General features: G+C 51.4%; 9 protein-coding genes, 1 tRNA gene and 1 pseudogene. 9 read left to right on the plus strand and 2 right to left on the minus strand.

Going from position 1 to position 11,490, the window contains the following annotated elements:
* The first annotated feature begins 1 nt into the window (after position 1).
* The 4 genes from cls to LBQ97_07420 all read left to right on the plus strand — a co-directional run bounded on the left by cls (position 2) and on the right by LBQ97_07420 (position 2,930).
* Positions 2-1,447, plus strand: a complete 1,446-nt coding sequence (gene cls, locus LBQ97_07405) for a cardiolipin synthase (GenBank protein ID MDR1832538.1) — start codon at positions 2-4, stop codon at positions 1,445-1,447.
* A gap of 68 nt (positions 1,448-1,515) precedes the next feature.
* A tRNA-Arg gene (locus tag LBQ97_07410) sits at positions 1,516-1,592 on the plus strand.
* A 45-nt stretch (positions 1,593-1,637) separates the two neighbouring features.
* Positions 1,638-1,919 (plus strand): lipoprotein, encoded by a 282-nt coding sequence (locus tag LBQ97_07415; protein MDR1832539.1) that lies wholly within the window; start codon positions 1,638-1,640, stop codon positions 1,917-1,919.
* Between the two features lie 45 nt (positions 1,920-1,964).
* Entirely contained in the window at positions 1,965-2,930 is a 966-nt protein-coding gene (locus LBQ97_07420; protein ID MDR1832540.1) for an MBL fold metallo-hydrolase, read from the plus strand.
* A gap of 180 nt (positions 2,931-3,110) precedes the next feature.
* Here the strand turns inward: LBQ97_07420 and LBQ97_07425 are convergent, their stop codons facing one another.
* Positions 3,111-4,277, minus strand: a complete 1,167-nt coding sequence (locus LBQ97_07425; GenBank protein ID MDR1832541.1) for an FIST C-terminal domain-containing protein — start codon at positions 4,275-4,277, stop codon at positions 3,111-3,113.
* A 109-nt stretch (positions 4,278-4,386) separates the two neighbouring features.
* On the minus strand, positions 4,387-5,148 hold the full coding sequence (locus LBQ97_07430) for a TonB family protein (GenBank protein MDR1832542.1): 762 nt from the start codon (positions 5,146-5,148) through the stop codon (positions 4,387-4,389).
* A gap of 634 nt (positions 5,149-5,782) precedes the next feature.
* Here LBQ97_07430 and LBQ97_07435 point away from each other — a divergent pair.
* From LBQ97_07435 to LBQ97_07455, 5 genes and pseudogenes are all read left to right on the plus strand, one after another.
* Entirely contained in the window at positions 5,783-6,466 is a 684-nt protein-coding gene (locus LBQ97_07435) for a radical SAM protein (GenBank protein MDR1832543.1), read from the plus strand.
* 233 nt (positions 6,467-6,699) lie between these two features.
* Positions 6,700-8,778, plus strand: coding sequence for a TonB-dependent receptor (locus tag LBQ97_07440; GenBank protein ID MDR1832544.1), 2,079 nt, complete (start codon positions 6,700-6,702; stop codon positions 8,776-8,778).
* Between the two features lie 25 nt (positions 8,779-8,803).
* Positions 8,804-9,773 (plus strand): annotated as a pseudogene (locus tag LBQ97_07445) (iron ABC transporter permease).
* A gap of 2 nt (positions 9,774-9,775) precedes the next feature.
* Positions 9,776-10,567 carry an ABC transporter ATP-binding protein gene (locus LBQ97_07450; GenBank protein ID MDR1832545.1) on the plus strand — a complete coding sequence of 264 codons (792 nt, stop codon included), beginning with the start codon at positions 9,776-9,778 and terminating at the stop codon, positions 10,565-10,567.
* Positions 10,568-10,585: 18 nt separating this feature from the next.
* The gene (locus tag LBQ97_07455; protein ID MDR1832546.1) at positions 10,586-11,476 is read left to right on the plus strand and encodes a helical backbone metal receptor; all 891 of its coding nucleotides are present in this window, start codon (positions 10,586-10,588) and stop codon (positions 11,474-11,476) included.
* Positions 11,477-11,490 lie beyond the last annotated feature (14 nt).

Here is an 11,490-nt window from a genome sequence, read left to right on the forward strand (position 1 = left end):
CATGAGCATCGCGTTATATTTTCTGCGCGAATACATCTTATATATCAACGTCCTGTTTATCCTGATCATTATCCTGATCGAGAAGCGAAACCCGCTTTACACGCTGTTTTGGATAATGATCCTCATTCTTGCCCCCTACTTCGGTTTCGTACTCTACCTCTTTCTGGGCTTGAAATTTCAAAAGCGGCGCAGGGCCGAAAAATACTACAAATGGAAGTTTTCCCACAGCCGGGATATCATCGGCGCCGCCGATCGGGCCGACCTCAACAAATGGCGTCAGCTCATTTCCTATCTCGACATCTCGTCCAAGAGCAAACTCACGACCAGCAACGCCGTGGAGATTTTTACTTTGGGCCGGAAATTTTTCGACCGCATGAAGGCCGATATCGAAAACGCGCAAAAATCCGTTAACCTGGAATATTATCTGTTCCGTTACGACGGTCTGGGCCGGGAAATGGCCGAGCTTTTGATCCGCAAAGTCAAGTCCGGCGTCAATGTCAAGATCATTATCGACGGCGCCAGCAGCGTGGACAAGTCCATGCTCAAGAGCCTGTCCGAAGCGGGTTGTCAGGTCAGACGCTTTTTCCCCTGGCATTTCCTCTTTCTCAAGATCGCGAGCCTGCGGGTCAATTACCGGGATCACCGGAAGTTGACCATCATCGACGACAAGATCGGCTATATCGGCGGCTTCAATATCGGCGACGAGTACCTCGGCAAGGGGGAACTCGGCAACTGGCGCGATACTGCGGTCAGAATCCACGGCGACTGCGTGCTGGAACTGCAGAAGGAATTTTATTTTTCCTGGGGCATCGTCAATGACAAGGACGACTTCGATCTGCTGGAGCTCCCCTACCGGACCGACAGCCGGGACGTACTGTCGCCTGAGCAGCTTGTGGACGCGACCTACATGCAGGTCGTGAGCTCGGGGCCCAATTATCAGTACCGGACCATGCGGGACAATTTCCTGAAGATCATCCTCGAAGCCCAGCGCTATATCTATGTGCAAACGCCCTATTTCGTCCCCGACGAGATTATCCTCGAGGCGCTGAAAGTGGCGGCCACTTCCGGCGTCAAGATCAAGATCATGATCCCCGAAAAATGCGACCACATCTTTATGAAATGGGTCAACCAGTATTTCGCCGGGGAGCTCATCGATCTGGGCGTCAAGATTTACCGCTATCGGAACGGCTTTCTCCATTCCAAGCTCGTCCTTGCCGACGACGAAGTCGCCAGCGTCGGGAGCGCCAATTTCGACTACAGGAGCCTGTATCAGAACTTCGAGATCAACGTGAATATCTACGACACGGCCATGGTCAAGGAATTCGCGCGGATTTTCCGGGATGACGCCCGGCTCTCGGACCAGATTTTCACCAAGCAGTTTAAAAACAGAGGAATTCTGGCCAAATGCGCCGAAGCGGTCTTCAGACTTTTAGCGCCCATTTTATGAGGTTTTGCAATGGATCAGGAAGAATAATTTTGATTTTTCCCTGAAAATTTGCTATAATAACAAAGAGTGATCCCGTAGCTCAATTGGATAGAGCAATTCCCTCCTAAGGAATAGGTTGTGTGTTCAAGCCACATCGGGGTCGCCATTTCTTTATCCGCAATTTTTGACTTTACCCTATGAGGAGTGAGCGATGAAAAAAACGCTGTTTTTCTTTCTGTCTCTTCTGGCTTTGACCGGATGCTCCATGACGCCGGAAAAAGCGGATCGCCGGTATAACGACCTTTCCCACCGCTTTGACCGCCTTGTGGACGATCGCTTTCGGGAAAAGGACAGGAAGCGGCTCGAAAAATCCTTCCGCAAACTGGGGAAACGCCTGGACCATCCCAAACGGCCCGAAGACGCCCCCGCCATCCGGGAAACCCGCAACAAAGTCAACGAAAAAATACAATATCTCGAGGACCTGAAGGATTAAGCCCTCCGGGGAAACCTTCACGATCCGGTTCAAGGAGTCCGCAACATGGCTGTTACCGAAGTTTTGGACAATATTTTTTGTATTGAAGTGCCGCTTCCGAAAAATCCTCTGAAGTTTTTAAACGCCTATTTCATCAGGGGCGGGAAGCGCAATATGCTCATCGATACGGGATTCAACCTCCCGGTCTGCGCGGAAGCCCTCCGCTCAGGGCTCGACGCGCTGGGCGTTTCCATGGCGACGACGGATATTTTTCTGACCCACATGCACTCGGACCATACGGGTCTCGTGGACGCCGTAAGGGATCCGGCGGGTATCGTGTGGGCAAGCGAACTCGACGCCGAAGTGATCCGAATCGCCGGTTCCGAAGGTTTTTGGGATGAATTGGAGCGGCTTTGGAGCAAATTCGGCTTCACGGAAGATTCCCACACCCACCCGGGCAGGAAATTCGCCGCCGACGGGAAGTTCCCGATGACGATCGTGGCCGAAGGCATGAGCATTTCCGTAGGCGATTACGCCTTTCAAGTGTTGGAAACCCCCGGCCATACCCGGGGACATCTCTGTCTCTATGAGGCGAAGCGCGGGATCCTTGTGGCCGGCGATACGATTTTGGCCGACATTACCCCGAACATCTCCGTCGGCGTAAACAATCTCAATCCGCTGGGCGATTATTTCCGGAGCCTTGAGCGGCTGGAAAAATTAACGGTGAACCATACGCTTTCCGCCCACCGGCGGAGACCGGCCTCGCTCTATGAGCGGATCGCCGAGCTCCGGGTCCATCACCGGCAAAGACTCGACGAGGCCCTTTCCATTGTCCGCGCCTCGGAAGGGATCAGCGCCGCCGAAGCGGCCGCCCGCATGAGCTGGGACATCACAAGCCGCACCTGGGAGGAATTTCCCCTTTCCCAGAAGTGGTTCGCCATCGGCGAGGCCGCGGCCCATTTGCAACTGCTCGCGGCCGAAGGGACCGTTAGACGAAGAGAAGAAAACAATGTCTGGATTTATGAAGCTTGAATGAAAATATAAATAATCGATGTTGTATCAAATAGGAAAAATAGCATTAACAGAAAACAGGGACTGCCCGGGCAATCCCTGTTATTTTTTATCCGCTTTTTGAATGCCGCAAATATTCGCGGTTTTTCACAGATTCTCTTTAGCTAGTTTTTTTATCCGTTTTCCATACCGGCTGAAGTTTCAAGCCTTGAACGCCGTGTAGGAGAGCATGAGCCCGCCCGTGGTGTTGTTCCCGTCGTCTTCGTAGCCGTACTCGCCGAAGGTGAACTCCATCAGGAAAGGAACGCCGCCCGCCGCGCCCTTGACCACGCTCACGAGTTCGCCGATCCTGTCGCCGATGCCGGCCCTGCGTCCGCCGCAGTGTACGAGATGATAGCCCGCCACGTCGCCCCCCGCCTTGTCCTTGAGGGCCGTCAGCGTCGCGCCCGCGCTCTGGATCAGCTCGTCGACGCTTCCCGCCATGCGGATGACCGCGGTCTTTTCGGCCAGGTCGGCGCCGATATTCATGGAGTAATCGTCATTGCCGTTCATGGGATGACGAATCGCGATGAGATCGCCCAGTCTGTCCTTGACGCCCAGGGGAGAGGTAATCGTATAGACGAGAAGATTGCCGCCCTTGAGGGAATCGGGGTCGACGCCCGCCCATTTGGCGTATTTTTTGACGGCCGGTTCGCCGTCGATTTCGACGAGGACCCGTTTATCGCGGACTTTGGTGATGATCCCCACGTCTTCGGTCTCCCGGTAAGCTCCTGTAAAGAGGTTTGTCATGCCGAGCCCCCAGAAAAAGGCCACCGCCACGCCATCCGCGTAAACGCCCGTATCGCCCGTACCGAGAACCCATTCGCCGGCGATGGCGTTGTCGGCCGCGCTGCCGCCGAAGAAGGGCTTGCGTCCGATGATGTCCGTAATCCCCTTGAGGTAGGTCTCCTCTTCGCCCGGGGGCGCGACCATATAGAAGCAGTCGGGGGGCGTATCTTTACCCGCGTTTTTCATTGCGGCCGCGGCCGCTTCCTTGCCCGCCTTCCGGGCGCACTTGTCTTTCTTGACGCCCGCGATCCCGGCGGTCACTTCATCTCCGCCCACCGCGAGAATCCCTACAAATCCGCTGTCGCCTCCGACGAAGCCCTCGGGCGTCACCACCCCGGTAAAGGAAGTGTTTCCGACGATGGGAACCCCGGGGAGCGCCTCTTTGACCCCCGCGTAAAGCGCGTTATTGTCATAAGCCACACTGGAATAGACAAAAGCCATTTTGGCCTTACCGAGACCGGCCACAGCCTTTTCGGCGGCCTGTTTTCCCGCCGCCTTCGCATCCGTCAGCACGCTTGATCCGACGCCGCATTTTGCCATAATCTTTACCTCCTCCTATTATCAAAATGTTTTTGCTCTACTTTGATTATACCTCATTTTTGCGAGAAAGCAAGGGGCATTTTCGGTTTTGTTCGGGGCGGGAGGAGCGCTATCGTTTGGGTAAAAATCGGAATGTCTTTGTAAACCAGACTTTGATGTTACGGTTTTGATAATACACCGGACGGAACTTCCACCGGCGGAGCGCCGCGGTCACTTCGTCGTCAAATCCGAGTCCCTTGTTTCCTGAAAGAATCAGAATCTGCTCCACATTCCCGGACAAACCGACCAGAAATTTCGCCGTGACGGAAACCGTTCCGGAAATACGCATTTGCTCGGCTCTCGCCGGATAAGCCGGCTCATGCTGACGCAGGATTTGATAGGCGATGCCTTCGGGAGAATGCGCGACGGGAATCCCGTCCTGTCCCACGCTGATATTCCGGTTTCCCGAAAAACCCGCTTCCGTGGGCGGCGCGGGGCGCTTTTTTTCCGGAACGCGCTTCCGCGTTTTGTTCTCGGTTAATTTGGGCTCCGGTTTCCGCTCGGGTTTGACTTTGCTTGGCTCAGGCCGTGGCTCGGGTTCAGGCTTCGGCTTGGGTTCAGACTGTGGTTCGGGTTCAGGTATCGGCTCGGGTTCAGGCTGCGGCTCAGGTTCAGGTATCGGCTCGGGTTCAAGTCGCGGCTCGGGTTCAGGTATCGGCCCGGGCGCCGCAAGGGGTTCCATAACAGCCTCCGATCCGGGATCTTCCACGGCTTCTCGAAGCGTCACGGGAATCCGGTCCGGTTTTTCCGCGTGTATCCGAAAATATTCCGGTATTCCCGGACGCAGAAACAAAAGCGCGTGAACCAACAATGAGATCAGGATGTATTTCATAAAAAATCCCTCCGGAGAAGCTTATTTTTGCACGGTCAGGGAAAGCGAAGGAAAAAGGCGGCGCGCTCGAGGATTACGGCGAGCGCGACGACAGACAGGACAAGCAGTACCCACATCAGATTTCCGCCCGCTTTGATATAATAAAGCATTCTTTCCTCCTTATCGAAAGGACTCCCGGTATGGTCAGGATAGTTTTTTCATTTTAACCCTGATGTTCTCCGGAAACGTTGCATCAGTTCGGAAAAATAGGTTTTCGCGTTCTTTTCATCATCTATTTTTTTGTGTTGCCTGTCAATGTAGAATACGCAATCAGTACTTTCAACGATCAATTCCTCCTGTTTCTGTTTTGACTTTCAAAATAAATGTCAATCTATTTGCATTATATCAAAAATATTTCTTTTGTCAAATAATTTTTTGTTTAAAATTCGCTATTACTGACTTTGCGGGAAAAAATTATTTTCTTGACAACGCAGCGCAAAAATATTATAATAACTGATATGATAATTAATTTGATTTTATGATTATTTAATAAATAAAATATTTATCAATAAAATTATTTGGTTTTTTCTTTTACAGCGCAGAAATAGTGAATTCTTGTCTGTTTCATACCGATAAGGGAGGCGGAATACAGAACATGGACAACATATTGACACTGTGGCCCAAACGGTTGAAATCACATCATGACGCGGCAAGTCTTGTCGAAAAATATCAAAAAGCGGAAAAAGCGACGGAAGCGGATTTTTCAGCGAAACTGGAAGAACGACCGGAAAATAACCCAAAGGCCATGTATGTGCATGTTCCGTGGTGCGACCGGATTTGTTCCTTTTGCAATATGAACCGGAAGCAGGCTGACGCCGCGTTGACAGCGTATCCGGCCCGGCTTGCGGCCGAATTGGAAAAATACGGAAAAACCAGATACTTGCGGGAAAGCCGTTTTGAAGCGATCTTTTTTGGAGGCGGGACGCCGACTGTTCTTTCGACGGAGCAACTTGCGACGGTTTTGTCCGCTTTGCGCAAAAATGTACATCTGGCGGAGGATTGCGAATTTACTTTCGAAAGTACGCTGCACAACCTGCAGGAAGATAAAATCGGACTTCTCACGCAATACGGCGTCAACCGGATCAGCGTCGGGATTCAGACATTTTCCGAAAGAGGTCGGCAATTCTATAACCGGACGTACAACCGTCAGCAGGCCCTCGACAAACTGAGGACATTGCAAAAGCTCTTTCACGGGGATGTCTGTGTGGATATCATTTATAACTTTCCGGGCTCATGCAGTTTCCGGAATTTTCAAAAAGCCGGATCGAAACGCTTCTGACAGAGGAGGAATCCGTCGTCTACCGGAAAAAGATGAAACAGTATCAGAACGCGGGGCTTCTCAAAGAGAGTAAAACTTCCTATGATCTGACTTCCGCCGGTGTATTCTGGGGGAACAATCTGATCGTTGATACGATTACGGAAATTTTGGAAAAGACATTGAAATGACTGCGACAGAAGGAGAGGGACATGCGTTCTAAAGAATTGTTGATTTTAAGTGTTATCTTGTGTGGGATGGCTTACGGAAGCCAAAATGTGGAACTTGAGGACAGCGTTATCTACTCGACCACCGGATTTGCGGAAAGCGTCCGGGATGAAGCGAGTACCCCGGTGATCATCACAAAGCGGGAAATAGAAGAAAAACGCTATAAAACCGCCATTGAAGCCCTGAAAGACGTTCCGTCCGTCAATGTGCAGTACCAGATGGGAATGCCTGTCATCGATATGCGGGGTCAGGGAATGAAAGCGAAGGACAATGTGCAGGTTCTCATCGACGGCGTTCCGGTAAATTCCCTGGAGACTTCCATGGTCGCCAGCGTCATCAATACAATTTCGGTGGACAGTATCGAGCGCATTGAAGTCATTCCGGGCGGCGGCGCGGTTCTGTACGGCAGCGGGACCTCAGGAGGGGTCGTAAACATCATCACGAAAAAAGGAACCGGATCGCGGGCATCCGCCGGATACAGTTACGGCGACGTTCTCGGCGGCAAAGCCGATGTTTCGGCCGGATATACCTTTGCCGACCGCCTTGATTTGGATCTGGCCTATACGAAAAATAACATCAAAGGATACCGGGATTACAGCCGGGACGAATCGGATTATTTCCTCGGAAGTCTGCGGTACAGGATATCGGAGGATCAGCGCATCAGCCTGAAATACACCAAATACAAAAATGAGATGCAGTACCCGGGTTCGCTGACCGATGTCCAACTCAGAGAAGACAGAAGACAAAGTTCGCTGTATCCCGGAGAGGAATATCTGATTTTGTCGGATAAAGACGAAATTATGCTTGATTATCAAAACAAGCTGAGCGATAAACTGGAATTGAACCTCCTGGGGTTTTCTCAAAAAATTGAAATCACGATGAAGGATAACTATAAAATACCCGGGGAGTCCTTTGATATGGAAGCGCACTTTGACACAAAAAAGAACGGGCTCAAGGCCAAATTAAAGTATACTTATACGGAAAAAGGAGCCCTGATTTTCGGTGTGGATTATATAGACGACAAGCTTGACAGAACCATGGAACAGCTGATAAAGGGCGTCACAACGGTAGGACCTATGGTTGTCGCCAATGATGTCTTCACCGATACGGAGATCTATCTGAAAAAAAAGACCTGGAGCGCTTTTCTGCTCAACACGATTCGAGTCAATGATTTTGAATTGATCCAGGGCGTCCGTTATGAAAAGGCGAGATATCATATTGATCGCTCGTCGATGTCCCATGTCCACGTGGAAGGCAGAATGGGGCCGATGATTATACCCATGGCGGATACGACAAGCCTCTATCCGATTGTCGCAAAACGCGATGAAGACAACTTTGCGTTGGAGCTGGCCGCCAATTATCTCTATTCGGAAACCGGAAAACTGTATTTGAAGTATGAACGTGGATTTTCCTCTCCCGCGCCCGCTTTGCTGACAGATCGCGATGCCACGCCGTCTTACGGCGGAAGCGGAAATTATTTCCTGAACGATCTGAAATCGGAAACATTCAACACGGTGGAATTGGGATTCAAGGACTATTTCGGACCGACAACCCTCACCGCGGCAGTCTTTTATACGTTGACGAACGACGAGATCCGCTCTTCCGGAATGAGCAGAACTTCGCGCATCGTCAATTACAATCTTGCCAAAACGGAACGTTTCGGCTTTGAAATTTCGGCGGAACAACGGGTGAACCGGTTCACATTCCGGGAAACCTATCATTTCGTGAACGCGAAAATCAAAGACGGGATCGACGGTTATTCCGGACTGGATGTTTCCGGAAAGAGAATTGCCCTCGTTCCGCAGCATAAATTTTCCGTCGGCGCCAATGTCCGGATTCTTCCGAACCTGAGTCTGGACGCGGACGTTGTCTATGCGGGCAATTATTATCTGAACGACGGCAATACCGGCGGAAAGAAAAACAAGCGCCTGCTTGTGAATTCGCGAATCAATTGGGAACCTAAGACAGGCCTTGTCGTCTATGCCGGCGTGAACAATCTCTTTGATGAAAAATATTCCAATTCCGTGGATTACGATCCGGCCGGCGGGTATTCATATGATCCCGCCTACGGCAGAAACTGGTATGTGGGATTCAAATATCAGTTCTGATCCCTTGCCTTTCGATTGAGGATTTATGAAAAAACACGTCTCAAAATTATTACTGGTATTGCTGCTTGTCACGGGAATCCTGGCCATCCCCTCGGGCCCGGTTCCCGTTCCCTTAGGGGATCTGCTTGGGGGAAGGCCTCTCCCGGACCACATACGGACCATCTTGCTGCAATTGCGCATCCCGCGTATTCTGATGGCCGTCATCGTGGGGATGATGCTCGCCTCCGGCGGCGCCGTGGTTCAGACCGTTTTTCAAAACCCCCTGGCGGATCCCTATATTATCGGCATTTCCGCAAGCGCCACGTTCGGAGCGGTCCTTGCCTACCTCCTTCATATGCCGGACGCGATGTACGGAGTTTTTGCCTTCGTATGCTGCCTTGGGAGCACATTCATCGTTTTTGGAATCTCCCGCCGGGGAAAGGGCCTGCCCGTCACGACTCTCCTGATCGTCGGAATTGCGCTTTCTTCATTTTTGGGCGCGTTTACTTCGTTTTCCATGCTTCTCATCGGCCAGGATTCCTTCCGGATTACGATGTGGATGATGGGATACCTGGGAAACGCCAGCTGGTCCCGGGTCGGTTTTCTTACGGTTCCGCTTTTGCTGTCCGTTTTCTATTTCTGGATGGAACGCCACCATTTGGACGCTCTTTTGTCCGGAGATGAAGAGGCGCATGCTCTGGGCGTGGATGTCCGCAAACTTAAGATCCCGTCTGCTGACTGTCGTTGCGCTCGTTGTTGCGTTTTCGGTTGCGTTTACGGGCATGATCAGCTTTGTGGGCCTGATCGTCCCGCATATCGTAAAGACCATAATGGGTTCTTCCCATGCCGCATCGTTGCCGGTCGTGATCCTTGGCGGCGGCTGGTTCCTGCTCGTGTGTGATCTGTTTGGGCGTTGCGCCTTTGCGCCTGTTGAAATCCCAATCGGGGTCGTCACCGGTTTTTTGGGCGCGCCTTTTTTCCTGTATCTTGCCTTCAGAAAAAAAGGAGTGCGGTAACGATGCCTGCCATTGTCGTCAAAAATTTGAATTTTTCGTATGAAAATAAAAAGATTCTGGACGGGATCAGTTTTGCGGTCCCCAGAGGGAAACTGACCGGGATTCTGGGCCCCAACGGCTGTGGCAAATCGACGCTCCTGCAGAATATACTGGGTTTTTTGAATGAAAAATCCGAAGCGGTCGAAGTTTTGGGAAAACCGCGTACGAGCTACACCGCGGCGGAACTTGCGAAAAAGATGGCTTTCGTACCGCAAAAATCAAGGCTCAACGCGAATCTTTGCCTGTATGAGTTTGCCCTTCTCGGCCGAATTCCACACATGAAAAGCATTTTTTACGGATATTCCCGGGAAGACCATCGAATCACGGAATACGTCCTGCGGACCCTTCACCTGTCGGAGATGAAGGAAAGGATGACCATGACGCTTTCCGGCGGGGAATTTCAGATGCTTCTTCTGGCAAGGGCGCTCGTGCAGGATCCGGAAATTCTTCTGCTTGACGAGCCGACGGCGGCGCTTGATCTCAATCACGCGATTTCTCTGATGAGACGCTTAAACGCCGAGATACGGTCCCGGGACCTGAGCGCGTGCATCGTTTTGCATGATTTGAATCTTGCCGCTCTTTTTTGCGACGGACTCATTCTGATGCACCATGGAAAAGTTTATCGCAGCGGCGCGCCGGAGAGCGTACTGACGCCGGAGAATCTCAAGGCGGTCTACGGGCTTTCCTGCGTCGTGACAGCGCTTCCGAACGGAAAGCCGTATATCATACCGAATATCGAAGAAAAAATTGATTGAAGAAAAGGAGAAAGAGAGTTGAAGAAAAAAATTTTGGCGGCGCTCTTTTGCGTTGTTTTCTACCGGATGCTGCCGGGTATGCAGATATCGGACGGAAAAATCATGGATCATACCAATACAAGCATAGAGGCGAGACGCTACAATCGCGTCGTCGTTTTGGATCCCGCCGTCACGGAAACGCTCTATGAGATAGGCGGAGAGGATATCATCGCGGCAGTGGCCAATACGACAATGAGTAAAATCTGGCCGGAGGAGAAGGTGAAAGAACTGCCCAGTGTCGGAACACTCACAAAACCAAGCATAGAAAAAATTCTGTCCTTCGGGCCCGATCTGGTTATTGTAAACGGTATGGCGACCGGCGTCCGCGACAGAATTCGGGAATTTGGGATTCCCGTTCTTGTGTGGGAGGCAAACAGCCTTGCCGATATCCTGGACAATATCAGGGCGCTGGGGATCATCAGCGGGCGGGAAGAAAAAGCGGAAAAGCTTTATCAGGAAAGTCTCGGTAAAATAGAACGGCTCCGCGCAAAAAGCGCCAAAGAGAAAAAACTGAGAGGCGCGCTTCTGATTTCCGTCCAGCCGCTTATGGTTTTTCCGAAAGGGACGCTTCCGAATGAAATTCTGGAATTGCTGGGCGTGGATTCTCTCGGAAAGGAACTTCTTGGAATGCGGCCCATTGTTTCCGCCGAAATGCTCCTGACATTTGATCCGGACTTTATCGCGGGCGCCATGAGTATAGCCGATGTCGACAGCATCCGGAACGGAAACGAAGCGATAAAAAAAACCCGGGCCTACCGGAACAATCGGATTTTTATTGTGGATTCCGCGAAAATTCTGCGCGGATCTCCGAGAATTTTTGAAGCGATCGAAGCCTTTGAAAATGAGTTGGAGGCCATCCGGCCGTTGTGAGCTATCTTTTGGCC

The sequence above is a fragment of the Fusobacteriaceae bacterium genome (genome assembly GCA_031272775.1).
GTDB lineage: Bacteria > Fusobacteriota > Fusobacteriia > Fusobacteriales > Fusobacteriaceae > JAISST01.

What these genes read in the sequence shown, in the direction of transcription:
- cls (MDR1832538.1), top strand. Translation starts at nt 2, where the DNA reads ATGAGCATCGCGTTATATTTTCTGCGCGAATACATCTTATATATCAAC.
- LBQ97_07435 (MDR1832543.1), top strand. Translation starts at nt 5,783, where the DNA reads ATGGACAACATATTGACACTGTGGCCCAAACGGTTGAAATCACATCAT.
- LBQ97_07430 (MDR1832542.1), bottom strand. Translation starts at nt 5,148, where the DNA reads ATGAAATACATCCTGATCTCATTGTTGGTTCACGCGCTTTTGTTTCTG.
- LBQ97_07420 (MDR1832540.1), top strand. Translation starts at nt 1,965, where the DNA reads ATGGCTGTTACCGAAGTTTTGGACAATATTTTTTGTATTGAAGTGCCG.
- LBQ97_07450 (MDR1832545.1), top strand. Translation starts at nt 9,776, where the DNA reads ATGCCTGCCATTGTCGTCAAAAATTTGAATTTTTCGTATGAAAATAAA.
- LBQ97_07415 (MDR1832539.1), top strand. Translation starts at nt 1,638, where the DNA reads ATGAAAAAAACGCTGTTTTTCTTTCTGTCTCTTCTGGCTTTGACCGGA.
- LBQ97_07440 (MDR1832544.1), top strand. Translation starts at nt 6,700, where the DNA reads ATGGCTTACGGAAGCCAAAATGTGGAACTTGAGGACAGCGTTATCTAC.
- LBQ97_07425 (MDR1832541.1), bottom strand. Translation starts at nt 4,277, where the DNA reads ATGGCAAAATGCGGCGTCGGATCAAGCGTGCTGACGGATGCGAAGGCG.